At 42.8% G+C, this 22,639-nt stretch carries 26 protein-coding genes and 1 pseudogene; 18 read left to right on the top strand and 9 right to left on the bottom strand.

Annotated features, from left to right (window positions below):
- The first annotated feature begins 21 nt into the window (after positions 1-21).
- Positions 22-597, top strand: coding sequence for a YdeI/OmpD-associated family protein (locus AC0L46_RS03660; RefSeq protein WP_473505834.1), 576 nt, complete (start codon positions 22-24; stop codon positions 595-597).
- Positions 598-618: 21 nt separating this feature from the next.
- Here the strand turns inward: AC0L46_RS03660 and AC0L46_RS03655 are convergent, their stop codons facing one another.
- The 4 genes from AC0L46_RS03655 to AC0L46_RS03640 all read right to left on the bottom strand — a co-directional run bounded on the left by AC0L46_RS03655 (position 619) and on the right by AC0L46_RS03640 (position 4,117).
- A complete protein-coding gene (locus tag AC0L46_RS03655) occupies positions 619-1,071 on the bottom strand; it encodes an Lrp/AsnC family transcriptional regulator (RefSeq protein WP_473505832.1) in 453 nt (150 codons plus the stop codon).
- Between the two features lie 119 nt (positions 1,072-1,190).
- Positions 1,191-2,207, bottom strand: coding sequence for a 1-aminocyclopropane-1-carboxylate deaminase (locus AC0L46_RS03650; protein WP_414680290.1), 1,017 nt, complete (start codon positions 2,205-2,207; stop codon positions 1,191-1,193).
- 238 nt (positions 2,208-2,445) lie between these two features.
- Positions 2,446-2,874, bottom strand: coding sequence for a RidA family protein (locus AC0L46_RS03645; RefSeq protein ID WP_473505830.1), 429 nt, complete (start codon positions 2,872-2,874; stop codon positions 2,446-2,448).
- Positions 2,875-3,181: 307 nt separating this feature from the next.
- Complete coding sequence (locus AC0L46_RS03640) at positions 3,182-4,117, bottom strand: DMT family transporter (protein ID WP_473505828.1); 936 nt, start codon at positions 4,115-4,117, stop codon at positions 3,182-3,184.
- Positions 4,118-4,252: 135 nt separating this feature from the next.
- Here AC0L46_RS03640 and AC0L46_RS03635 point away from each other — a divergent pair, with 135 nt between their 5' ends.
- Complete coding sequence (locus tag AC0L46_RS03635) at positions 4,253-4,741, top strand: Lrp/AsnC family transcriptional regulator (protein ID WP_414680287.1); 489 nt, start codon at positions 4,253-4,255, stop codon at positions 4,739-4,741.
- Positions 4,742-4,834: 93 nt separating this feature from the next.
- Positions 4,835-5,455: a phosphoadenosine phosphosulfate reductase domain-containing protein gene (locus AC0L46_RS03630; protein ID WP_473505826.1), complete on the top strand. Its 621-nt coding sequence runs from the start codon at positions 4,835-4,837 to the stop codon at positions 5,453-5,455.
- A 116-nt stretch (positions 5,456-5,571) separates the two neighbouring features.
- Here AC0L46_RS03630 and AC0L46_RS03625 read toward each other — a convergent pair whose 3' ends face one another.
- Positions 5,572-6,915: an anti-phage deoxyguanosine triphosphatase gene (locus AC0L46_RS03625; protein WP_473505824.1), complete on the bottom strand. Its 1,344-nt coding sequence runs from the start codon at positions 6,913-6,915 to the stop codon at positions 5,572-5,574.
- A gap of 111 nt (positions 6,916-7,026) precedes the next feature.
- Here AC0L46_RS03625 and AC0L46_RS03620 point away from each other — a divergent pair, with 111 nt between their 5' ends.
- Complete coding sequence (locus tag AC0L46_RS03620; protein ID WP_473505822.1) at positions 7,027-7,341, top strand: LysR family transcriptional regulator; 315 nt, start codon at positions 7,027-7,029, stop codon at positions 7,339-7,341.
- 84 nt (positions 7,342-7,425) lie between these two features.
- On the opposite strand, the gene AC0L46_RS03615 is transcribed toward AC0L46_RS03620, so the two are convergent.
- Together AC0L46_RS03615 and pabB are read right to left on the bottom strand one after the other, a co-directional pair.
- Positions 7,426-8,076, bottom strand: coding sequence for an NUDIX hydrolase (locus AC0L46_RS03615; RefSeq protein ID WP_414680284.1), 651 nt, complete (start codon positions 8,074-8,076; stop codon positions 7,426-7,428).
- 8 nt (positions 8,077-8,084) lie between these two features.
- Positions 8,085-9,494: an aminodeoxychorismate synthase component I gene (gene pabB, locus AC0L46_RS03610; RefSeq protein ID WP_473505820.1), complete on the bottom strand. Its 1,410-nt coding sequence runs from the start codon at positions 9,492-9,494 to the stop codon at positions 8,085-8,087.
- Positions 9,495-9,582: 88 nt separating this feature from the next.
- On the opposite strand from pabB, the gene AC0L46_RS03605 reads away from it, so the two are divergent.
- The 5 genes from AC0L46_RS03605 to AC0L46_RS03585 all read left to right on the top strand — a co-directional run bounded on the left by AC0L46_RS03605 (position 9,583) and on the right by AC0L46_RS03585 (position 12,819).
- Entirely contained in the window at positions 9,583-10,452 is an 870-nt protein-coding gene (locus AC0L46_RS03605) for an alpha/beta hydrolase (protein ID WP_473505818.1), read from the top strand.
- Between the two features lie 70 nt (positions 10,453-10,522).
- Positions 10,523-11,035 (top strand): GspH/FimT family pseudopilin, encoded by a 513-nt coding sequence (locus AC0L46_RS03600; RefSeq protein ID WP_473505816.1) that lies wholly within the window; start codon positions 10,523-10,525, stop codon positions 11,033-11,035.
- A complete protein-coding gene (locus AC0L46_RS03595; RefSeq protein WP_473505814.1) occupies positions 11,032-11,406 on the top strand; it encodes a type IV pilus modification PilV family protein in 375 nt (124 codons plus the stop codon). Before AC0L46_RS03600 ends, AC0L46_RS03595 begins: the two co-directional genes overlap by 4 nt.
- Positions 11,403-12,293: a hypothetical protein gene (locus AC0L46_RS03590; RefSeq protein WP_473505812.1), complete on the top strand. Its 891-nt coding sequence runs from the start codon at positions 11,403-11,405 to the stop codon at positions 12,291-12,293. The genes AC0L46_RS03595 and AC0L46_RS03590 overlap by 4 nt, the downstream gene beginning before the upstream one ends.
- A gap of 64 nt (positions 12,294-12,357) precedes the next feature.
- Positions 12,358-12,819 carry a hypothetical protein gene (locus tag AC0L46_RS03585; protein ID WP_473505810.1) on the top strand — a complete coding sequence of 154 codons (462 nt, stop codon included), beginning with the start codon at positions 12,358-12,360 and terminating at the stop codon, positions 12,817-12,819.
- Here the strand turns inward: AC0L46_RS03585 and AC0L46_RS03580 are convergent.
- On the bottom strand, positions 12,816-13,079 hold the full coding sequence (locus tag AC0L46_RS03580) for a PP0621 family protein (RefSeq protein WP_473505808.1): 264 nt from the start codon (positions 13,077-13,079) through the stop codon (positions 12,816-12,818). The genes AC0L46_RS03585 and AC0L46_RS03580 overlap by 4 nt on opposite strands.
- A 73-nt stretch (positions 13,080-13,152) precedes the next feature.
- Between AC0L46_RS03580 and AC0L46_RS03575 the strand changes: the two genes are divergently transcribed.
- The 5 genes and pseudogenes from AC0L46_RS03575 to AC0L46_RS03555 all read left to right on the top strand — a co-directional run bounded on the left by AC0L46_RS03575 (position 13,153) and on the right by AC0L46_RS03555 (position 18,537).
- Entirely contained in the window at positions 13,153-14,790 is a 1,638-nt protein-coding gene (locus AC0L46_RS03575; RefSeq protein WP_473505806.1) for an NAD+ synthase, read from the top strand.
- Positions 14,791-15,355: 565 nt separating this feature from the next.
- A complete protein-coding gene (locus AC0L46_RS03570) occupies positions 15,356-16,741 on the top strand; it encodes a BglII/BstYI family type II restriction endonuclease (protein WP_473505804.1) in 1,386 nt (461 codons plus the stop codon).
- Between the two features lie 123 nt (positions 16,742-16,864).
- A complete protein-coding gene (locus AC0L46_RS03565; RefSeq protein WP_473505802.1) occupies positions 16,865-17,410 on the top strand; it encodes a hypothetical protein in 546 nt (181 codons plus the stop codon).
- A gap of 158 nt (positions 17,411-17,568) precedes the next feature.
- Positions 17,569-17,655: pseudogene (locus AC0L46_RS03560) on the top strand (type II toxin-antitoxin system YoeB family toxin); the annotation flags it as partial.
- Positions 17,656-18,072: 417 nt separating this feature from the next.
- Positions 18,073-18,537 (top strand): phosphoribosyl-AMP cyclohydrolase, encoded by a 465-nt coding sequence (locus AC0L46_RS03555; protein WP_414680270.1) that lies wholly within the window; start codon positions 18,073-18,075, stop codon positions 18,535-18,537.
- Positions 18,538-18,626: 89 nt separating this feature from the next.
- Here the strand turns inward: AC0L46_RS03555 and AC0L46_RS03550 are convergent, their stop codons facing one another.
- Positions 18,627-19,268, bottom strand: a complete 642-nt coding sequence (locus AC0L46_RS03550; protein WP_473505800.1) for a DsbA family oxidoreductase — start codon at positions 19,266-19,268, stop codon at positions 18,627-18,629.
- Between the two features lie 323 nt (positions 19,269-19,591).
- Here AC0L46_RS03550 and AC0L46_RS03545 point away from each other — a divergent pair, with 323 nt between their 5' ends.
- From AC0L46_RS03545 to AC0L46_RS03530, 4 genes are all read left to right on the top strand, one after another.
- The gene (locus AC0L46_RS03545; RefSeq protein WP_473505798.1) at positions 19,592-19,849 is read left to right on the top strand and encodes a hypothetical protein; all 258 of its coding nucleotides are present in this window, start codon (positions 19,592-19,594) and stop codon (positions 19,847-19,849) included.
- Between the two features lie 3 nt (positions 19,850-19,852).
- Entirely contained in the window at positions 19,853-20,377 is a 525-nt protein-coding gene (locus AC0L46_RS03540; RefSeq protein WP_473505796.1) for a DNA-binding protein, read from the top strand.
- Between the two features lie 5 nt (positions 20,378-20,382).
- Positions 20,383-21,204 carry a M23 family metallopeptidase gene (locus tag AC0L46_RS03535; RefSeq protein ID WP_473505794.1) on the top strand — a complete coding sequence of 274 codons (822 nt, stop codon included), beginning with the start codon at positions 20,383-20,385 and terminating at the stop codon, positions 21,202-21,204.
- Between the two features lie 335 nt (positions 21,205-21,539).
- Complete coding sequence (locus AC0L46_RS03530; RefSeq protein WP_473505792.1) at positions 21,540-22,637, top strand: NAD(P)-dependent oxidoreductase; 1,098 nt, start codon at positions 21,540-21,542, stop codon at positions 22,635-22,637.
- Positions 22,638-22,639: the final 2 nt, after the last annotated feature.

Genomic DNA, 22,639 nt, shown 5'->3' with positions numbered 1-22,639 from the left:
GCTTTCAAGGAAAAGAGGCTTATGTCGGATCCAACAAATCAAAACACATTAATGTTTTCAACCGCAAATGAGATTGCTGATTGGCTTAGGTCTCATCACGATTCAAAAATGGAATTGTGGGTGAAAATCTTTAAGAAACAATCTGGTGTGATGAGTGTGACTTGGGATGATGTTGTGGTCGAGTCCTTGTGTTGGGGCTGGATCGATGGCATTAAAAAGTCTCTTGATGATCAAGCGTATTTGCAGAGAATCACACCAAGAAAATCGCGTAGTGTTTGGTCAAAGAGAAACCGTGATCATGTAGAGCGGTTGATCGCTGAAGGTCGAATGGAGGAAGTGGGGCTTGTTCATGTGCGTGCGGCGCAAGCCGATGGGCGCTGGGAAAATGCTTACTCTGTAAGTGAGATGGAAGTTCCGGAAGATTTCATCAAGGCGTTAGATAATAACCCTGAAGCGAAGGCGTTTTATGCGACCTTAACCAAGTCCAGTCGTTATGTGATTGCTCATGGTTTAACAAGTGCAAAGAGGGCAGAAACAAGGCAAAGACGTTTCAGTAAATTTATGGACAGTTTAAAACAGTCCCAAAAGCCGACTTAAGTTCTTCGTTTGTGCCTATTGTTAGAAAAACAGTGGGGCATTGTCTTGAACTTCTTTCATCACGAAAAAGGTTCTAAGCTGGCGCACGCTGGGTAGCTCCAGTAGTTGATCGCTGTGCAGTTTGTTGAAATCCGCCATGTCTTTAACGCGAACCTTTAAAAAGTAGTCAAAATCTCCCGCCACAAGATAGCAATCTAAAATAAAAGGCAGTGTTTTTATAGAAGCTTCAAAGGAGGCAAAGCTTTCTTTTGTTGATCGATCAAGCACAACTCCCACCAAAACCAAGGCGCTGCGATCGACTTTTTCTGGCGCGATGATGGCTCTTACTTCACTAATATAGCCTTCTTTGAAAAGCTGGTGAGTGCGGCGATGACAAGTGGCTGGGCTAACGTTTACTTTGTCGGCTAAGTTGGCGTTGGTGAGTCGTCCATCTTCTTGTAAAAGATGTAAGATTTTCTTATCAACTTTATTCATGCTGGATTCTTCTCACTTTTCTTTGTTTGATGAAATTATCATATAGAAATTAAAAGAAGAGTGAAATAACACTTCTCGGGATTGTCCGAAAAGTGTTATTGCGTGGCTTTCAATCAGTCTTAACCATTACGATATGTGTAGCTGTACCCATTCAATGCTGGTGCGCCGCCAAGATGAACATAAAGAACTTTTGATCCTTCAGGAATGTCACCTTTTTTGATCAAGTCGATCATGCCTTGCATGGATTTACCTTCGTAAACAGGGTCTGTCATCATGGCTTCTGTTTGAGCAGCAAGGCGAATGGCATCATTGGTTTCTGCACTTGGAACGCCATAGGCTGGATAAGCGTAATCTGGGTTAATGACGATTTCTTCATCTGTCACCTTGCGGCCTAATTCAACTAACTCGGCTGCATTGTCAACAATTTGGCGAACCTGAGAGCGAGTTTGTTCAACGGTGCCAGAAGCATCAATACCAATAACACGATCTGCACGACCTTGGTCAGCAAATCCCACAATCATGCCAGCTTGAGTGGAGCCAGTAACAACACACACGACAATGTAGTCAAATTTGAAACCTAATTCTTCTTCTTGCTTTTTCACTTCTTCAGCGAAGGCCACATAACCAATAGCACCGAATTTGTTAACGGAGCCACCAGCAGGAATACCGTAAGGTTTGCCGCCTTCGGCCTTAACGTCTGCAATGGCTTTTTCATAGGAAGTACGAATGCCGATGTCAAAGCCGTCATCAACAATGCGGCTGTCTGCACCCATTAAACGTGTCATTAGGATGTTACCAACACGGTCATAAACAGCATCTTCATGTGGTACCCAACTTTCTTGTACTAGGCGGCATTTCATACCAATTTTTGCGGCTGCAGCCGCGACCATACGTGTGTGGTTTGATTGCACGCCACCAATGGATACTAAAGTGTCGGCGCCAGAGGCAATGGCATCAGGAATAATGTATTCCAATTTACGCAATTTGTTTCCGCCCATAGCTAAGCCTGAATTACAGTCTTCGCGTTTTGCGTAGATTTCTACTTTGCCGCCTACGGCTTCTGTTAAACGTGGTAAGTATTCAATGGCTGTTTCGCCGAAGGTGAGGGGGTAGCGTTCAAATTTATCGAGATTCATATTTCGTTCCTTTTGTTAGTTTGTGCTAAATAGATTAGCTTCTTAGAAATGAAATGTGCTCTCGATTTTTTATTAATATTTATTTTAAACTTTCTCAATTTTGTATATTTATAATTTTATATTTATTAACTATTGTATTTTTTGAAATATTCTTTCATTTTAAATGTTGGGTTTAAAAAATCCGCCAATAGGCGGATTTCTTGTAATGCTTGATATGTGGGGGCTTGTAAGGTTTGCCCTAAGTAATGACAGCCAGCTCTTCTAGGCTAAAGCGATTGGGTAGAATGACAATGCCGTCTGCACTGATATCAGCTTCATTCTCCAAAGCTTTTACAACTAAAGTTGTACGGCAAGGGTAAGGAGGACTGAAATAATGTTCGATTGCTTGGTTGGCGGTATCAAGATGAGATAGGTCTGTCAGATAGATATTGAGCTTCACCATGTTTTTAAGTGAACCGCCAGCGGCTTCACTCATGGCTTTTAAATTCTCGAATACTGTTGTGGTTTGCGCTTCTATTGAGGCTTTATTTGTATTTGATGGATCGGTTATTGTGTCAGTGTTGTGCCCAGAAATAAATAATAGCCTGTCGGCTTGAATCGCCTGGGAATACAATTCATGGGGCTCGATCGCCTTCTGAATGTTTGTGTGTCTAAGAAAGCTTGTCATGGATGTTCCTTCCGTTTAGTTATTTTATGAAATAAACCTTCACACACTTTTTTGTAATAAGAATGGTATAGAGAACGCTTTAGGGCGAACTCTATTGTGTGCATAAAATTTATACACTATTAGATTACTCTGATTGATGAGTAAAGTGCTTTCATAATTCGCTTATATCTTCCGTGATGTTTCTTATGATGAGATTTTATGAAGGTATATTTCAAATATTCGATAAAAAATGAAATATACCTTCATGGAGAGGCGTCTTTGGAGTGATGGTCTGATGTTTTGAAGTAAGCTCTAAACCGCTCTGGACTTACTTCTTAGCGCTGATGATGACAAAAAATATGCCACTGCAAATTAACAAGGCTCCAGCAATCAGTGGAATGGTGAGGGCTTCACTCAAAAAGAAGTTTGAAAACAGTAGTCCTGTTACTGGCACGCCAAGCATGGAAGTTGAGACGAAGGTGCCAGACAATTTTCGGCTTGCTCCGTTTACCGCGCAAAAGCAAAACGCGGTGGCAAGAGGGCCTAAATACAAGCAAATTGCCCAAAAGTCAGCACTGCCATCGCCGGTAAATGGGCCTTCGATCCAATAGGCTAGAAAAACTAATGGAACTGTTGCTGTTAGCATCTGCCAAGGTGCGAGTTGGTAAGCGGTGGCAGAGGATTTTGAATGACGCAAATGAATGATGCATAAGCTCCAGCAAAAAGCCGCAATCAGTAGCAAACCGTTTGCCATTAATAGTGACGAGTTGCTCCAGTCAAAACTAAAAGGGTTAAACAAAGTAATAACGCCAGCTAAACCTAAGATGACGCCGAGCCATTGCTTTGCCGCTAAGGTTTCGCGAAAAAAAGCCACAGACAAGGGGAGTACCCACAATGTGGTGGTGTAGGCGAGAATCGCTGAGCGTCCAGCGTCCACTTGCGTCATGGCAATGGAACCAAGCACTGTGAATACCATCATTTGTATCAGACCGATGCTGAGTATTAATGGCAGGTCTTTTTTTGTCGGAATATAAAGGCTTTTAGTCATGAATTGGAAGGCAAATAAAGCCGCGCCACCTAAAGCGAATCGCATCATGGAAAACCAGAATGGCGTAATGTGGTTCAAACCTGCTTTCATCACAGGCCAATTTCCTCCCCAAATGATGATGGCAACAAATAAAACACACAGGGCTTTTGTCTGCGGAGAAAGCAAAGAAATGTTCCAAGAATCTTTCGTGATAGGTGGCATTAAGATTTTAGACATATTGGACTCACATTCATTAGATGGCTTAGAAATAGAGTATCCAAATTCTTTCAGAGAAAGTTTCTTTTGTTTGTCGTATAAAACTTAATTGCAGTATATATTATCTAAATTAAGTTAATTTAAAGGATAATTTGTGTGGTTAAGCTCGATAATAAAGATATCGCCATTCTTAATAACTTGCAGATTAATGGTGATATGACAAATGCAGAGCTGGCGAGTCTGGTGAATTTGTCGCCGACACCTTGCTTTAATAGAGTAAAGCGACTTGAGGAAATGGGCATTTTAAATGGCAAGGTTTCTCTTGTTTCCGCGAAGAAGCTTGGCTTGCATGTGAACGTTTTTATTCACATACGGCTAAAGAAGCAAGATGAAGAAGCACTAGAAGTTTTCGAAAGTGCCATCGCCGAGTGCCCAGAGGTGATGGAATGTTATTTGATGACAGGGGATGAAGATTACTTATTGCGAGTCTTGGTTCCAGACATTCAGGCATTAGAAACCTTGATACTCACGCGATTAACCAAAATCCAAGGTGTGGAAAATATCCGCTCTAGCTTTGCGTTAAAACAGGTGCGATATAAAACGGCTTTGCCTTTACCAGAAAGTGGGATGGCGCTTAATTTGTAGGCGTTATTGCCTATAAATTACCGTAGATAATTTTTTAAATTAATGGCATTCTAGCGAAATTGCATTTTTTATAATTTATTTATAGGTTTTTGTATGATTGATATAGCTAAAGCGAATAAAGAATTGAGCGCTGCAACGCCATTAGAGATTATTAAATGGGCTGTTGAGCAAGGTAAAAAACCGATTGTTTCTACGCATTTTGGACCAATGGAAGCCGTGGTTCTTCATACCGCAGTACAGGCTAAAAAAGACATTACTGTGGTTTGGGCTGATTCTGGCTATAACACTCGTGATACTTACCTTGTGGCTGAAAAACTCATTGCTTCTCTTGAGCTGGAAGTAGAAGTTTACACGCCAAAAATTACAGCTGCTCGTTGGGATAATGCCTTTGGTGGTGTGCCAGATGTGGGCGAAGAAAGTCACGATGCTTTTACTCAAAACTTCAAGCTAGAGCCATTCACAAGAGCCATGAAAGAAGTTGCTCCAGATGTTTGGATCACCGGTGTGCGTTCAGAACAAACAGCCTTCCGTCAAAATATGGAAGTGATTAGCCAAGGCGCGGATGGTGTTATCAAGGTTGCACCTTTCTTACATTGGAAAGAAGCGGATATGTTGGCTTACTTGAAAGAGCATGACTTACCAAACGTTGAAAACTACTTTGATCCAACAAAAGGTTTGTCTAACCGCGAATGTGGTCTGCACACTCAGCTTTAATCAGTAGAATATAGCGAAATAGAAAAGCCCCAGACTCAAATGCATATTTTGAGTTTGGGGCTTTTTTATGTTCTATGTGCTCTTATGGAATGAGGTGGCAGGTTTATTGGATTGCGCTACATCGGCTCAAATACAGAGCCTAAGCTCGGCACAAACAACTTGTTGTACATACGGCTCGCATAATCGTCCGTCATGGATGCCATGTAATCACAAATTATTCTAAGCCCGTTTTCACCTTGTTCTTGGCTCTTACGCCATTCTGTTGCTATCTCTCTTGGCAACAGTCGATTTGGGTCTGCGGCATAAGCTTCAAACATTTCTAAAAGCATTTGCTGACCTTTATAGACGAGCATTTGTACTTCTGGTCGTTGAATTATGTGCTGCATTTCAAACTGCTTTAGCAAAGAAAGTGCTTGGCGCTGACCTTCTGGCAAGCCGACTTGGAAGCGCAGTAATGGGTGTTCAAAGTTTGTATTTTCAATCACTTGGCACGAAGTGATAAACCAACTGACAAGGTCGCCAATAGCCTCTTTTCGTAGATGACTCTGGCGGCTGAACAATTGTGTGCGAATGTTGTTTAAGTTTTTCGCGAGATAAGGCGAAGCAAGCGCGGAAAGCTTAGGTTCCAAATGCTCTAGCCACATATCTTTGGTCACCATGCCAAGCACAATGGCATCTTCTAAATCGTGTACGCCGTAAGCAATGTCATCCGCGAGATCCATAATGCTGGTATCAAAGCTCGAATGGGTTGCTTTTGCGTGATTATTGTCTGTTCTTCTGACTGCCTGTAAAGCCGTTTTATCGGCTTCACTGAAGGGTTGAAGAATCCAGTTTAATAAATCTTCTTCGTCTTGATAAACGCACTTCGGTGGCGCCCATTGGGATGCTTTAAATTGGCGGAAATTGGTGTGCTTTTCCGGATAAGTTCCAACCACGTTTTGGTATAAAACAGGGTATTTCAGAATGCCCAATAAAGTGCGTCGAGTCACATCCATACCAAAGTTTTGCGAGTAAGAACCTCGTTTTCCTAATATGCGCAGAGATTGAGCATTGCCTTCAAAGCCACCGTGGGACTGCATCATGTAATTTAATGCAATCTCACCGCCGTGGCCAAAAGGTGGGTGACCAATGTCATGGCTTAAACAAATGGTTTCGATGAGCGAATCGTCTGCGAGCCACTTTTGGAAATCCGCATCAGCAGGGGAGCTATGTTTCAATTGATGAACAATACCGCTGCCAATTTGTGCTACTTCTAAAGAGTGAGTAAGACGGGTGCGACTGTAATCGTTTTGGCGAATGGCAAGAATTTGAGTTTTAGACTGCAAACGACGAAACGCTGCACTGTGAATGATGCGGGCGCGATCTCTTTGATAAGGTGTTCGATAGTCGTTATCGCGGGATGCTTTGTGGCCAGATTGCCTTTCGTACCAAGGTTGTAGGTCATCTTGCGGTTTTGTCATTCTTGTCATCCACTCGGGTTAATTACCGTCAATCTTTCACGAAAACACGATATAGGTCAATGTTCCTATGAAAAGGCTTGGGCATAATGAAATGAATTATAAGGAATCTTTATGTTCAATACACAGCATCTCATGACATTTAAAGTGTTGGTCGAGACGGGGAGTTTTACCCGAACGGCAAAGCAATTGGGTTTAACTCAGCCAGCCGTGAGTCAGCACATTCAAAAACTGGAAGGCAAGTTGGGGAAACCGTTATTAACTCGACATGGCCGCACAACTGAAATTACGCAGGCGGGCAGTATTTTGCTTGAGCACATTCAAGCACTAGAAGAGTGTTACGAGCGTTTTGATACAAGATGGCAAATGCATCTCATGACAGAAAGTCCGAGGATGGAATTCAGCGCTGTAGAGCAAGTGGAAGCCTAATCCTGTTCAGGCTGGCAAGGTGGCAAGCTAATCTAGAAAGCTTTTTTCAGATAATTTTTTTAGAAAGTCGATAAGGAAGATCGACTAACGAATGTGCTCTGCTAGGGTTTGGTAAAGCCCAAATAAAATACCTGCGGTGACACCCCAAATCCGAATGTCTTGGTATTCAATTTCAAAATAACCACGGGAAATCGCATCGAGCTTTTTCTTTTTAAAACGGTAATTTTGTGGTGTGAGCAAGTGACGCAATGGCACCCAATGAACAGATTTTACCTCGTCTTCACAAAGGCTTAATTCACTTCTTCGGGTCATTTCTGCAATGATGGGCTTAATGCAATAGCCAGAAATGGTGCAATACTCTCCAAGTTCGCCTAATAAATCGAAGCAATCTGGCGCTAATCCTACTTCTTCTAAAGTTTCTCGTAGCGCTGTGTATTGAATGCTGGCGTCGTCTGGGTCGTGTTTTCCGCCAGGGAAAGCGATTTGTCCGGGGTGATTTCGCATGTGCAGTGCGCGCTGGGTTAAAAGCACGTAGAGTTCACCATCTTCTGGTTTGCGCCAGATTGGAATCAGTACTGCAGCTGAGCGGTAGTCTAAGTCATATCCATCTGGAAAGAGTTCTCTGTCCGGATTATGAATCTGCTGCGCATAAGGCGCTCTGTCTAGCGCGGCGCGAATTTCCTCTAAGCTCAGGTCGATAGGAGGAGCATTTAAAAACTGCTCTATGTCACTCATTGTACGGCCTACTTCAAAAAGACGTGTTCTAGAGTATGGGTCAATTTACCTACTTTGGTAAAGGTTTCTTGGTATTCTTCTTGGCATTTTGAGTCGGCTACCAATCCACCGCCAGCCCAACAATGCAAATTTCCATGGTCGGCAACCAATGTTCGAATGCTAATACTGGAGTCCATTTGTCCGTTGGAACTAAAGTAAGCAATGGAGCCACAATAAGCAGAACGCTGATGAGGTTCTAATTCGTCGATGATTTCCATAGATCGAATTTTCGGAGCGCCAGTAATAGAGCCGCCGGGGAAGCTTTGGTGAAACACACGAATGGCTTGGTCAGCTTGGTCTATTGCACCTTCCACGGTAGACACCAAATGATGCACATTGGCATAGCTTTCTAAGGCAAACAGTTTCGGCACCTTGATGCTGCCGGTTAAACAAGTGCGGCCAAGGTCGTTGCGTAGCAAATCGACAATCATTAAATTCTCGGAGCGATTTTTTTCCGATGCAATGAGCCAATCGGCATTGGCTTTGTCTTCTTCTGGCGTGGCGCCGCGAGCAATGGTGCCTTTGATTGGCTTGGATTCAACGCGGCCTTTATCACACAATAAAAAACGCTCAGGAGAATGGCTTAGCAAGCTCTGCTCGGGCGACACTTCAAGATAAGCAGAAAAAGGCGTCGGACAAACATCACGCAATGCTTGATAAGCGGTAAAGGTGTCACCTTGGTAAGTGCTGGAAAAGCGTTGAGCCAAATTCACTTGATAGCAATCGCCGGACTGAATGTACTCTTGTACCGCCGCAAATTTTTCCGCGTAATCGCCTTCTGTCATGTTGGAGACAAAAGGCGTTTTAAGGGTGAAGTCTTTTAAGTTGTCAGACTTAGCAGAGGTAAAGCGTTTGACTAGCGCTTCTGTTTCTTCATCAGAACACCAAGGCGTGAGAACCAATTGAGTGGTTTTTTCCTGATGAGAACTAATCACTGCCCAAGCATAAAGTCCCATATCTAACGAGGCTAACTGAATGTCATGTTTGACTGTATCGGGCAGCTTTTCGACAAAATGGCCGCTTTCGTAACCGTAATAACCTAGCAAACCGCCAGTAAAAGGCAGTTCTTTCGAGGCAGATTTCGCCCAAGGTTCTTGGCAAATCAACGTCATTAATTCGTTTAACAAATCCATTGGATTATGAGTGTTTTGTAACTCATAAACTGGCGTGTCTCGCCATGAAATCAAGTCGTTTGAAGTGTCATCCTGTGACGGGCGAATACGCGCCAAAGGATTGGCGACTAAAATATCGTACTGGGTATCGGAGAAATGTTCGTGATTACTGTCGAGTAAAGCAGGGTAGGGCAAATCTCTTACGGCAGAAAAGAAAGACAGTAAGGATGTCTGATAAGGGAGATTAACCCGTTTGATTTCTGACATTTTTTATCAATACCTAGTAATATGTAGTCATGTTTTTAATAGCAAATATTGTATTCTTTTAAATAGGTTCCTCACAGGTTAATTACAAGTGTCTGAGACTTTTTTTCTTACTTTACCCAGTGCGCGTCTAGCGTATCGTCTTTATGAAAATCCCAATGCCCAAACAGATCGAACCTGTTTGTTGTTGCATGGCGCAGGTGTCGCGGGGGAAATTACCTATTCGCCTATGTTGCCTTATCTCACACAATGGCGCTGGATGTTGGTGCCAGATTTAAAAGGCATGGGAGATTCCTTTCATCATCATGGTGAAGAAGAGGCGGTGACGATCGACGAATTAACCGATGAGATAGAAGCTTTATTGGCGCATCTTAAATGGGATGATTTCGATGCGGTGGCGTATTCGTTAGGTGGCTTGGTTGCTTTGAACTTGAATTATCGACGCCAACAGCAAGGCAAACCAAAAGCCAAAATGGCCTTGTTAGAACCCGCTTCTTTGGACCGAGAAGACTTATCGAACTTGATGGAAGTACGCTTGAAGTATCGCCATGCGTCAAAATTGATTCGTGAAACAGGCGATGTGGAATTGGGTGTGGCACAGTTTATGGACGGCGTTTCACCGAACCGTCGAAAACACCCAGTGGCGGAAGCAACCACTCAATCTCGTCTTGCTCATCGTCCTTTTGGTTTTGCTTATGCGCTGGATGCGGTCACAAACCATGTTGAAATAATGAGCCAAGAACCAAGCTTAAGAGAAGCACTAATCGATGCATCGGATCAGGTGTTTCTTTTCTCTGGTGAGCTAAGCCATGAAGCATTAAAGCAGCATTATGAATTGCTGAACCAGAACAAAGCAGAATGGGAACACAAGGTTATGAGTGCCTGTGATCATTCCTTGCCGTTCCAAAAACCAAGACAAATTGCCAATCACATCAATAAATGGTTTGCTATGAGTAGCTGATCAAGACAGTGAATCACACTCTTCATTAGAGCAAGGATGCTCGAAGTGATCGAAAACAAGGAGGTTTTCAATGCTGCATCAAAAAGGCTTTTCTCTGCTAGAAATGCTCTGCGTTCTGGCCATTCTCAGTGTTCTTGCTTATGCAGGCTCGGCGCAATTCCTAGCCGCCAGTCAAGATACGCAAGATCAAACCCTTCTAAATAATGCCATTAACGAATTATCCGATGCCTTGCTGCAAGCCCGTCAGTTGGCGGCCGTCAGTGGTTCGCCTAGTTTCGTTTGTGGTGGTTTAGCGTGTGACGGAAATTGGTCTTTTGGCTTTATTTTGTATCAAGGTGATGAATCAAGTTCAGACTATATCTCGTATCGCTCTATTGCCTTTCATGATCTGTTGGCTGTGTCTTGGGCTGGCTTTCCTGTTAACAAGCAGCAAATCGAATTTCACAGTAATGGTTTATCTGGCTATCAAAATGGCACCTTTGAATTTTGTCTAGGAAGTTGGCAAGCAATGCTGGTTCTTAATCAAAGTGGTCGATTCTACAGAACAGATATTCAGGAAAAAGACGAAGGTGATTGCTTATGAAATTTCACTCTTTTTCTGGCGGCATTTCTCGTAAATCACAGCAAGGCTGGATAATGCTAGAAGTCACTTTGTGTCTCGCCTTGCTGGCGTTTGTATTACACCTTGCTCAAGTTCAAAGCCAAACCCAGTGGCAATCCATTCAGTTAGCAGAAAACCAAAGAAAGCTTGAAGAAAACCAACAAAAGCAGGCCTTGATGGAAATGCTGGTAGTAGAGCGAAGTTGGTCTGCGGACGACGACGGCCAAGACAGTGATTCTTACCCCGAATGTCAGGAATGCACTGGCAGCCAACTAGAGCGCTGGTTTTATGCCTCGCAACATGATTTGTCTGAAACCTATTTGTCTAAAACGGGCTTGGAGGGCGAAGAATGAAATCACAATTGAAAGGCAGTTTGCTATTGGAATTGCTGGTGGTGTGTTTGCTGATTTCCCTGTTCTTGCCGTTTTTAGTCGCTGCGTTAGGGCGCTTGCAAGAGCGGCATTTTCTAGCGCAAATTTATCAAGATCAGCACAAATTTAAAGCCGCTATAGATGCTCATTTTAACGCCCAATGGGCGCGCTTGGTGCCGTCGAATTGTTACGATGGCAGTGATATGTTTTTAACCATAGGCTCAGGAAGCGCAAAGCCTGATCGCCTGTCTTCACGTGTGGTAATGGCCACTTCAGATTGGTTGAGAGGCGTGGATTATGGCTCTTGTAGAAGCACGTTAACAATATCAGAGAATCCATTTTCAACGACGCTCGATTGTCATTGGCAAGCCGGAGACAGCATTATTTTTTCCAACTGTGCTGCGCAGTTTCATGGGCAAGTATTGTCTGTTACCAGCACTCAGACTCAAATACAGCTCATGGATGATACGGCTATTGGGCAATCAGGTGTTTTGGAAAGCCAAGACGGTTTCTATTGGTATTTATCGCCCGGTAAAAACGGCGGAACCGCTTTTTGGCGAACACCGGAAGAAAGTGGCAATTCATTGGAGTTATTAAACGGAATAGAGCGCTTAGCGATTTTCCCTTTGTTGGATGAAAACAACGACGGCTCTGTTGATACCTTGGTCACAAACTATGGTGATTTCAGTCTAAAAGCGCTGCGAGGGTTATGGATAGAGTACCAATATGCTTTGGATGATTGTCAGTCTGAAAGAGGCGCTCAGTTAGAACAAAGCTACCTTTCGATGCGAGGCGAGACTTGGTCTTATACTTCCCCTTGCCAGAATATTGGCAATCAAATAATCGTCTTAAAAGGAGGAAGTATTTGATGTCTATTTCTTCTTCCAACTCTTTTTAGGTTCCTTTATAAATGATCAAAAAGGCTGGGTTTCATTGCCCATTATTGCGCTTTTATTGGCGATATCTAGCTTATCGACTCATTTTCAAAACACCGTAATTGCGTCTTATCAATGGCGCGGGCAGCTGAGTGATTTAGAAGAAGATCAGCAAAAATGGCGAGACTTTATTGACGACTATGTGACTTCTCCTTCTTTTCATCTGGCGACGCTAAGCGACTGCGTTGGTTTTTGTGATCTGGCTGAGCAACAAACCAGCGATGAAGAAAGTACTTGGAGCAAAGATGGGCAAACATTGCAGTATCAATGGTCTCGTTATGATCTGAGTGAAGATGAAGATGAAGATGAAGATGAAGATGAAGAAGAGAGTGAAGGCGAAACAACATCAGCCATCCAAACGTCTTACCGGCTCTGCGCCACACAAAACCAGCAAGTCTATTTATGCTGGTGGTGGCGCGATGGAAAACTGATTTCGAGCGGTTGGGTTACCGTGAATTAATCAGACTTTTTATTGAAGTCTTTTAAATGCTCTGCGGAGCAAAATGGACGTGCTTCTTGGTCATGAATAGCGTGGGAACGAGGCGTGAAAGTTTGGCATTCTGTGCAACGAACCATGCTTTCTTGTGCTTCTTCTTTTTTGGAAGATTTGACTTTTTCTGATTTGGTAGGGGATAGCCCACCTTTAAACGTGATAAATTTGCGGTACAACCACCAAGCGATGAAAAAAATCGCAATAAAAACGATCAAACGGACGATCATAGACTTTACCTAAGTTGTGTAATTCCAGACAATAAGCAGCATAATCTAACAGAGTTTACGAGATAGCAACTGTATGACATTACGAATTGCAATGGCCCAGCTTGACATGCTGGTCGGCGACATTACGAAAAACACTCAATCGGTTATTGATGCGGCAAACAAAGCCCGCGACGAAGACAAAGCCGATGTGGTGGTTTTTCCTGAATTGACCTTAACAGGCTATCCGCCAGAAGATTTACTGCTTAGACCCAGTTTAGATACGCGCATCGAAGCGGCGCTAGAAACTTTATTAAAAGAAGTGAAAGACATCTATTTGGTGGTGGGTTATCCGCGCCGTATTGATGGCGAGCTTTTCAACTGTGCCAGCGTGATTTACCAAGGCAAAATGCTGGGCGAATACGCCAAACAAAAACTGCCAAACTTCCTTGTCTTTGACGACAAACGCTACTTTAGCGAAGGCCAAGAAGCCGTTATCGTAGACATTAAAGGGGCAAAAGTTGGTTTAAGTATTTGTGAAGATATTTGGCATCCAGAGCCGATTGCGCAAGCCAAAGCCGCTGGCGCTGAATTGATTTTGAACTTGAATGCATCGCCTTATCACATTGAAAAAATGGGCGAGCGTGAAGCCTTATTGCATCAACGTGCGACGGAAGTCAGCTTGCCGATCGTCTATGTGAACTACATGGGCGCGCAAGACGAATTAGTCTATGAAGGTGGCTCTTTTGTCGTGAACGCCAAAGGCGACAAAGTCATGCAAGCGCCTTGGTTTGAAGCGGGCTTGTATTGCGTTGATATGATCATCAACGACGACCAACCGAATAAAGTTGAACCTGTTGCGGGGCAAATTGCGCCAGCGCTTAGCGAAGAAGCCAGCGTTTATCAGGCTATGGTTTTGGGATTGCGTGACTACATTGAGAAGAACCGTTTCAAAGGCATCGTACTGGGCTTAAGTGGCGGCATCGACTCTGCCTTGTCACTTGCTGTGGCGGTAGACGCCATTGGCGCAGATCGCGTACAAGCGGTGATGATGCCATACACTTACACCTCTTCCATCAGCTTGCATGACGCGGAAGAAGAAGCGAAATTACTTGGCGTGAAATACAGCGTGTTGCCGATTGAATCTATGGTGTCGGCATTTTCTGACGTGCTCGCGCCAGAGTTTGAAGGCTACGGAAAAGACACCACAGAAGAAAACCTACAAGCACGAACTCGCGGTGTCACCTTGATGGCGATCTCCAACAAAAAAGGCTACATGGTTCTTACCACAGGCAACAAGAGTGAAATGGCTGTGGGTTACGCAACACTGTACGGCGACATGGTGGGCGGTTATTCCGTGCTAAAAGACGTGTTCAAAATGCTCGTATTCAGACTGTGCCGATACCGCAACACACTTGGCTACGTGATTCCTGAGCGCGTGATTACTCGTCCGCCATCCGCTGAATTGGCACCGGATCAGAAAGACGAAGACTCCTTGCCAAGCTACGACATACTCGATGAAATCTTGCGCATGTACATAGAAGAAGACCAAAGCGCAGAAGCCATACTCGCCACGAAGAAATTCGACCGAGAAACCGTTTACCGCGTCCTTCGCCTTGTCGATTTAAACGAATACAAACGCCGCCAAGCACCAACTGGCGTACGCATCACCGCCCGAGGCTTCGGCCGCGACCGCCGCTACCCAATCACCAACGGCTGGCACATCGGCGAATAACCCCCTTTATTACCATACTCGTTCCCACGCACCTGCGTGGGAACGCATACAAATCTTCCTTCAGTAGGTCGCACTTCAGTGAGACAAAGATAGCCAAGGGTCGAACCCCTTTTCTATCCGAAAAACCTTTAATGAATAAAGAGCTAATTGAAAAGGGCTTTGACCCTACTAATCTGTACTGTGCGGATATTTGAAAATGACATTCCTCCTCGAAACTACCGCCTACCTCAGCGGAATGTCATTTTTCAAATCCTTCAATGTTCATATCTACAACCAAAAAAATTGACACTAGAAATCCAAACCAACTCACGCTACATTAACGTCACAACGGAATGAAATGACAGAGACTTACGGACGTTTTATCTACCATAAATCCTTCCCTTTTATTCTTTTTTAAATAACACGCACGCTCGTTTACCCGTTTTAAATTTTGTGGATAGATTTGTAAGGTACTGAATATTCAGTTAGTTGTAGAGATGTTTAGAGAGTTTTAAAAATATGTAAACGCGCATGTGCACTATTAAAATGTTAGTTTCCCATTACCCTGAGCAAAGGAGAACATAAATTGATACAAGGTGTTTTGAGTTTTATGGGGGCTTGGGGTCGAATTCAGAATTCATACTCGAATGAATATGAATCTCTTTGTACAGCCCTTGAAAGATTTGTTTTAGGTAAAGTAACTCTCGCTGATGAAGAGCGAATGGGAACAAGGGCTTTGTGGGAAAAGGCTTTATATGATGAAGGGTGGGAAGTAACTGAGCAAACGTTCTTTACAAATTCTGGACGGAGGTTACCTGTTCGTTTTATTGGTCCGCAAAAGAATGGCTTAGCTGCGCAGCACGGATTTGGCAATCCCGACTTTTTATCTAGATGGCTTTTCACTTATGCAACACTTGGAGTGAGGAATGGTGTCGCTGATATACCTATTCTAGTTATACCAATGCGGGATTCTATACCTGAAGACGAACGTGCTCGCCACATGTCAAGAATGAGCAATTTTGAATATTATCAAGAGCAGTTAGAGATGCTGTCACCAATAAGCCTGAGTGTGCCATTTCTTGTAATTGGTTATTCAACGCAAGAAACGTTATTTGATGTAAATGTAGTTGAATTGGTTCAAGAAGAAAACCCTCATTCTCGCAATGAGGAAAATGTAGTCATCAATAAAAGCATTGAATTTCCTCCAGAATATCATCAAGCTGGAATAGGTATTTTGAATTTCTTTTCTACGTATCTCCATGAGAATTATCCTAGTCAAACAGCAACAGTTCGTATTGAGCAGAAAGGCTTAAAAGTAAGGATGATAGTAGAGTCCGATGACGGGAACTCAGAAATTATCGAAAAAGCGCTACACGAATACGAACAAATTATGTCTGGCAGAGAGAATCCTGCTAAATTCACGCAGAACGATAAACTTATCTTAGATCTTAGAAATGAAGTAAGGGCCGCTAAATTTAGGATTGAGTCACAGCAGGATTTTATTGCGTCTCAGAATGATAGGATAAGAAGTAGTGAAGAAAGAATAGATTCCTTGCTTCTGTTAGTTGGGCAAGGATTACAAAAGGAACCTCGACATATAAATGTCCAAGTTAATCCCTGCATTCAAAATAATATGTCTATAACCATCAATGCAGATATATCTGCAAGCATGGGATGCCTTGAGGAGCTAAGCGATATACTTCCAAAGCAAGATGAAATTTCCTTGCCAATTATGGATCTATCGAAATCACTTCAATCAATAGAAGAGGAACAAAACCAAGAAAAAGTTCGGTCTTCTTCAGCAATGGTAAAGTTTTCCCGATTTATAGATAAACTCAGAGATACTAATAGCTCTATTAGAAAAGTCATTGATACTACACAACAAGGCTTCGAGATTGCTCAAGAATTGGTGGCCAAATACAACAAGATAGCATCATGGTGTGCGCTTCCAACTATCCCTACATTTAAATGAAACTAACAAGAACATGTAGTGTCAGCCCGAAAGACCCTCGCTCCGCTCAGGCGGGCTTTGGACTCGTTTTCGCTGGGCTCAACTCGCCACTAATGTTGGCGTTAAATGGCATCAAGGAATTTTATGTCACAAAATTATACTATGCACCACAAAGTATTGATCACAATTACTGTAATCCTCTTTATCTCGGTTCCCGTTCTCAAAGATTATGACTATATTACTTTGTCCTTGATTTTCTTATTCATATCTAACCTTATGGCTTTTATCTTTATATTGGATTATAAAGCAGAGAGATTTTTGAAAGGCGTATTTTTAATATTATTTGGCATTTTTTCAGGTATAGTAATTCCCGAAAAAATCTTCCCTGAATTTCTTTCTGGAGAAAAAACCACCGACGCATTAGGCTTAGATGTTTATCAGAAACTGGATATATTTAAGAACCTGATGATTTTTGCATGTTCTGGTGCAGGTGGCAGCATATTAGCTAACGATGCAGATAAAAGCGCTACAGATAGAGAGGATGTTGTTGTACAACAAATGGTTATTGATAAAACGGAAATGATTAATAACCTGTCACAACAAGTGGCTTCATTAAATAAAAAGTTAAGTTATCTATTTTCTTTAGTCTTATTTATTTTTGTAGTTACTTTGGTACTAATTGCTATTTAACAAGCCGCTTAAGAGGACAAAAAAACAGTTGGCTTTTGCTCCTTCGTCGCTAATTTTAGTCAACTATTTTATTGCCTCTTAACAAGGCATTCTATTGAAGAGTCTGGCGCTGGACAAACGTCTCAGCGAGAATTGATTGATGAGTAACAGGCTTTTAGTCTCGTAGAATCGATGATACCAATCGTTTAGTTTACGCTGTAGAAGACACGACAATTACGATGATCTCTTGTCGGTATCACTACTAGTAGGCAGCTGTTAACAAAGTACTAAAGTTCAATCTTTTTTCCCGCCGAACCATTACGTAAATCGAGAACTCTATGGCGAGGAGTTAGAGTTTCAGGGAAATAGAGCGATTATCTTGCCTTTGTCGAAGCCCTTGCCAGAAGCCATCATCAAACAATGTTTAGAGCTGGCTTTAACTTACCAACAACGTAAGCATTTACCTCTCCTTGGTGAGTGAAAAGTTGCTTGTTCTGATTAAAGAAAGCTCGGCTTTCTCCTTTTTCTTTCATAATTTAATCTTATTTCACCCACGATTATTGGTGTTATCGTATGACAGAGTTACTTATCATTTACGTTAAGCATTACGGAGCATTTTAAACGGTGTTTCTGTGTGTGATTGAATCGATACAATGAAGCCTCTAAAGGAAAAGTATACTTCTATGTTTACAAAAGAAATGGCACATACAGCACTGCAAACTTGGTGCGACAACGTCGTAAAAGTTGGACAAGTTCATGCGGAAGGTGGTGACGCTCAAGCGTTTTCTCTTAAGGTGTTATCTGAGAATTATGACTACGATAACGGCCACGTATTATTCAAGCCAACTCTTACATTTGGACAGCAAACCTTTCGCCCAACGAAAGAAGGCGCGCTTTCTTACTTTGTCGGTGGGAACAGTGAGTTTCCTGACGATACAGGTTTTAAACTTAAGCCTTGGGTAAAAGTTTGGTACAGCAAGGAAGATTTTATATTGCATAACGACCTAGCGATTGTGCAATGTAATGTGCACTTTATCGGTGATGACGACAGCCATATTTTTGTTAACAAAAGCTTTGTTTTCAAAGAGTGTGACGACGGTAAAGTTCGTATTATTTTGCATCAATCTTCACTTCCTTATCAGCCTTAAAGTCAGTAGGACTTTGCTCAGATAACGAGTGAATTGGCGTACGCAAGTTATTGCTTCTGCGTACGCCAAACTTTCTACAAGAGTGACATTTAGCCTGCCAATGCAGACTCTAATAGTTGTTTAAACGATTCTACTGGGTGCGCGCCAGCAATGGCATTTCTACGATTCACAACCACAGTTGGCACAGAAGAAATGCCCATTTGTTGCCATTGTGATTCGATTTGTTGAATGTGCTGAGCGGAGCTAGTGTCTTCGAGTCGCGCTTTTGCTTCATTCACATCTAAACCAACGGCTTCGGCTTCTTTGAGTAAAACGTTACGATCTGAGACGTCTTTATGTTCAGTAAAAAAGGCCGAGAAAAAACGTAATTTCATCTCTGTCTGTAAGTCGCATTCTTTCGCGTATTCCAATAAAACATGGGCATCGCGTGTGTTTACAATCTTCATTTCTGGGAAATAGTCAAAGTCGAAACCAACTTCTTTGCCGCGAGCTGTCATCTCTACGCGAAATTGTGCGCTGCTTTCAGGTGTTGAGCCGTATTTACGAGCAGAGTGCGCGCTTAATACTTCGCCTTCTGCTGGCATGTCTGGATTGAGTTCAAATGGCTGCCATTCAATCTCAACTTGATCCTGAACACCAAGTTCTTCAATGGCTTTTTCCAAATTACGATACCCAATGATGCACCAAGGACAAACCACATCGGACACAATGTCTATCTTCACTTTACTCATAATAAAACCCACTCACGATTCAAATAGTCTAGATAGCATTAATATAAAACGTATTAGACGAAGGGAGTGAGTAAATAAAGTGAACAATCGTTCAAGATGGCGTTTTCGCCATAAATGTCAAAGGATTTGGCCTTGATAGCCAGAATACTGACTGGAAATGTCATACTACACAAGATACATTGAAATCGTTAATGGAATGAAATGACAGAGAAATAAAGGTGTTTTTCCTCGATACATTCCTTGTTTTATTTCTCATAAGTATTGGTTGTCAATTGACAACCAATACTTGCCAATCTACACTCTTGCAAAGGATTGTGAGTGATATGTCTAGAAAAAAGCACTCTAAAAAGGAAGTGGAAGAAGCGCTTGGTTATGCCGAAGAACTTGGCTGGAAAGTCGAAGTTGGTGGCGGTCATGTTTGGGGAAAAATTTACTGCCCCTATAACGACAAAGAATGTCGTTGCGGTGAATTTTGTATTTCAAGTATTTGGAGTACACCTAAAAACTCAGTTAACCACGCTAAGCAAATTAAAAGAGTCGTTGATAATTGTACCGCTCGAAACACAGACTCTAAGGCATAATGTATGAAAGAATTTGAATTTACTTTAAAGTTTTCGTTTCCGAATTCTACTCAAGATCCCCAAGAGTATATTGAAGCTTTGGGTGAGTCTGGTTGTGATGATGCGATTATCGGCATTCGCCAAAAAGGTCGAGTTGCTCTTCAGTTTACGCGCGAAGCGGTTGATGCTTTTTCTGCCGTAAAGTCAGCCATTCAAGATGTAAAACGTGCCATCCCAGAAGCCAAATTAATAGAATCCACCCCTGATTTAGTTGGCTTGACTGACATTGCCAACCTGATCGGTGTGACTAGACAATATCTGCGTAAATTAGAAACCACGAAGGTTAATTTCCCTCAACCTGTACATACGGGAAAAGTGTCTATTTGGCATTTGTTTGATTTCCTACAGTGGTATGAAGAGTCTTTGGAGAAGCCAGTAAACCTCACTATTAAAGAGATTTCCTCTGCAAATATGCAAATCAATATTGCTAAGGAATGGGCGCAGTTGGATCATAGTACCCAATCAAAAATATCGTCTTTAGGGCTTTAGTAACTATGTTGAATCACTTAAAAAGTGCAGTCGTTTTGTGCTGTCTGTTCATCTGTTTACCGCTGAGCGCGCAATTCATCACTTTTACTGAAAAGCAGTATCAAAGTGGTGGTTATATTATTGTTCAGGCTGCGCCGCGTTCTTCTGTTGAGTTTCTTGGTAAGTCTTATCTGTTAGATTCAAAAGGTTATCTTGCCATTGGGTTAGGTCGTGATGTGTCTGGGAAGCATCGCATCATCATTACATCACCTTCTGGCGAAGTGAAACGCAGTACGCTCAACATTGCGTCACGACAATATAAAGTGCAACGCGTAAATGGTGTTCCGCCTTCTCGTGTGACGCCGCCAGATGATGTGGCAAAGCGTATTGCGGCGGAAGCGGCTCAGGTTCGAGAAGCTCGTGCCAATGTGGGCGATTATGATTTTTGGCGAACCGATACATTTCAATGGCCAATTGAAGGTCGTGTTACTGGCGTTTATGGCAGTGAGCGATTTTATAACGGCATTGCATCGGGCAGCCCCCATTGGGGAATTGATCTCGCAGCACCTAAAGGCGAGCCTGTTTATGCGCCAGCGGGCGGTAAGATAGTCTTGGCCGAAGACGATTTATATTACAGTGGCGGGACGATCATTCTGGATCATGGTGCGGGCATCAGCAGTACTTTTTTGCATCTGTCGAGTGTGGATGTGAAAGTGGGGCAGTTGGTGAAAAAGGGTGACCCCATTGCCGCTGTTGGCTCCACTGGTCGCTCTACAGGGCCACATCTTGATTGGCGCATGAATGTTCGTGATGTGCGAATTGATGCAGCTTTGTGGATCAAGGAATGATCTTGACCTATTGTTCCAGATTCGGTTAAATCACCACCTGCATTATCAGGATGATGCCTCCCTCAGTTTCTCTGTCGGGAATGTTCAGCAAGGAATCTGATGACTATCAATACAGTCAAAAAATAGCGGTGAATGCTCACTGTGTTTTTGTATTGATACAAAGAGATACTTGCGAATATTGTCGGCAAACATAGCCTTAAAAAAGATTCATGTTTTTAGCTATTTATAGTGAATAAATGTGGCTTTTTATTGCTTGTCTTCCCCCAAACGGCCAGTTTTTCTCTTCTTTTTATTACGCTTTACTAACTTAGTGACACCAATTTAGGAATAAAAAAATGAGTTTTACACAAGATTTAGCGTGGAATGCGCGCCATATGTTACGTACAGCCAATGTTGTTTCACAGCTGCAAAACTGTGAAGGCAAAAGGTTGGCGGTGAGCACCCATTTAGACATCAAGATGGTGTCGTTTTACGAAGGTTATTTGAAGCAAGGCGGCGAACTTTTTTTAACCACTTGTAATCCAACAACAGTGCGAGATGAAGTGGTTGAGTATTTGGTGTCTCTGGGCGCAGAAGCCAGCGCGTGGAAAAACATGAGTGAGTCTGATTGGCAGGCGTCTTTGCAAAAAGCTCTGGATTGGAAGCCAACCCATTTGTGTGAGTTTGGCGCGCAGTTAGGTGGTTTGTATCATGGCTCGTCACAATTTTCTGGTGTGACAGCCAGCTTAGAAGGCACAGGTTCTGGCGTGTCCGTGTTGGACAAGATGCCATTAAAGCATCCGGTATTTAATTGGGATGATTTGGATGCCAAAGAAGGTTTGCATAATCGCCACATGGTGGGATTGAGTGCTTGGCAAGCTTTTATGGAGCGCACGCATTTGTCATTGCATGAGAAGAAAGTTGTGATCATTGGTTATGGCTTGGTTGGACAAGGTTGTGCTGCGTCTGCGAAGTCATTTGGTGGGCAGGTCATTGTGGCAGAAAACGATCCTTCTCGTCTTTTACAAGCGGCTTACGACGGCTGGCATACGGCGTCTTTGAATGATGTGATTGCACAAGCCGATGTGGTTGTAACGGCCACAGGCGTGGCTGGTGTGTTGAGTGAAAGCATGCTGAGCCAGTTGAAGGTTGGCGCGTTTGTGATGAATGTAGGGCACGTAAGCCACGAGATTCGCCTTGATGCCATGACGGATTATCAAGTAGAAGAAGTCATGCCGGAAATTTACGAATACCGCAAAGGCGAGCATTATTTTTATGCGTTATCGAATGGCGCTATGTTTAATCTTACCGCTGGTTATGGTGACAGCTTGAACGCATTTGATGTGTCTTTGGCGCTGATGGCCGCTGGCGTAAAACACATGTTTGAGCAAAGCGATCAGTTTGAAAATGGCATGCACATCTTGCCAGACCAAGCTTGGAAACCTTTCCTATAAAA

It is taken from the genome of Marinomonas sp. 15G6-16, from assembly GCF_055809555.1.
Note: the sequence above shows the minus strand (reverse complement) of the source record. Positions and strands in the feature narration are given on the sequence as shown.

Coding starts and splice junctions, on each gene's coding strand:
- AC0L46_RS03660 (WP_473505834.1), top strand. CDS start 22: ATGTCGGATCCAACAAATCAAAACACATTAATGTTTTCAACCGCAAAT.
- AC0L46_RS03655 (WP_473505832.1), bottom strand. CDS start 1,071: ATGAATAAAGTTGATAAGAAAATCTTACATCTTTTACAAGAAGATGGA.
- AC0L46_RS03650 (WP_414680290.1), bottom strand. CDS start 2,207: ATGAATCTCGATAAATTTGAACGCTACCCCCTCACCTTCGGCGAAACA.
- AC0L46_RS03645 (WP_473505830.1), bottom strand. CDS start 2,874: ATGACAAGCTTTCTTAGACACACAAACATTCAGAAGGCGATCGAGCCC.
- AC0L46_RS03640 (WP_473505828.1), bottom strand. CDS start 4,117: ATGTCTAAAATCTTAATGCCACCTATCACGAAAGATTCTTGGAACATT.
- AC0L46_RS03630 (WP_473505826.1), top strand. CDS start 4,835: ATGATTGATATAGCTAAAGCGAATAAAGAATTGAGCGCTGCAACGCCA.
- AC0L46_RS03625 (WP_473505824.1), bottom strand. CDS start 6,915: ATGACAAAACCGCAAGATGACCTACAACCTTGGTACGAAAGGCAATCT.
- AC0L46_RS03620 (WP_473505822.1), top strand. CDS start 7,027: ATGTTCAATACACAGCATCTCATGACATTTAAAGTGTTGGTCGAGACG.
- AC0L46_RS03615 (WP_414680284.1), bottom strand. CDS start 8,076: ATGAGTGACATAGAGCAGTTTTTAAATGCTCCTCCTATCGACCTGAGC.
- pabB (WP_473505820.1), bottom strand. CDS start 9,494: ATGTCAGAAATCAAACGGGTTAATCTCCCTTATCAGACATCCTTACTG.
- AC0L46_RS03600 (WP_473505816.1), top strand. CDS start 10,523: ATGCTGCATCAAAAAGGCTTTTCTCTGCTAGAAATGCTCTGCGTTCTG.
- AC0L46_RS03595 (WP_473505814.1), top strand. CDS start 11,032: ATGAAATTTCACTCTTTTTCTGGCGGCATTTCTCGTAAATCACAGCAA.
- AC0L46_RS03590 (WP_473505812.1), top strand. CDS start 11,403: ATGAAATCACAATTGAAAGGCAGTTTGCTATTGGAATTGCTGGTGGTG.
- AC0L46_RS03580 (WP_473505808.1), bottom strand. CDS start 13,079: ATGATCGTCCGTTTGATCGTTTTTATTGCGATTTTTTTCATCGCTTGG.
- AC0L46_RS03575 (WP_473505806.1), top strand. CDS start 13,153: ATGACATTACGAATTGCAATGGCCCAGCTTGACATGCTGGTCGGCGAC.
- AC0L46_RS03565 (WP_473505802.1), top strand. CDS start 16,865: ATGTCACAAAATTATACTATGCACCACAAAGTATTGATCACAATTACT.
- AC0L46_RS03555 (WP_414680270.1), top strand. CDS start 18,073: ATGTTTACAAAAGAAATGGCACATACAGCACTGCAAACTTGGTGCGAC.
- AC0L46_RS03550 (WP_473505800.1), bottom strand. CDS start 19,268: ATGAGTAAAGTGAAGATAGACATTGTGTCCGATGTGGTTTGTCCTTGG.
- AC0L46_RS03545 (WP_473505798.1), top strand. CDS start 19,592: ATGTCTAGAAAAAAGCACTCTAAAAAGGAAGTGGAAGAAGCGCTTGGT.
- AC0L46_RS03540 (WP_473505796.1), top strand. CDS start 19,853: ATGAAAGAATTTGAATTTACTTTAAAGTTTTCGTTTCCGAATTCTACT.
- AC0L46_RS03535 (WP_473505794.1), top strand. CDS start 20,383: ATGTTGAATCACTTAAAAAGTGCAGTCGTTTTGTGCTGTCTGTTCATC.
- AC0L46_RS03530 (WP_473505792.1), top strand. CDS start 21,540: ATGAGTTTTACACAAGATTTAGCGTGGAATGCGCGCCATATGTTACGT.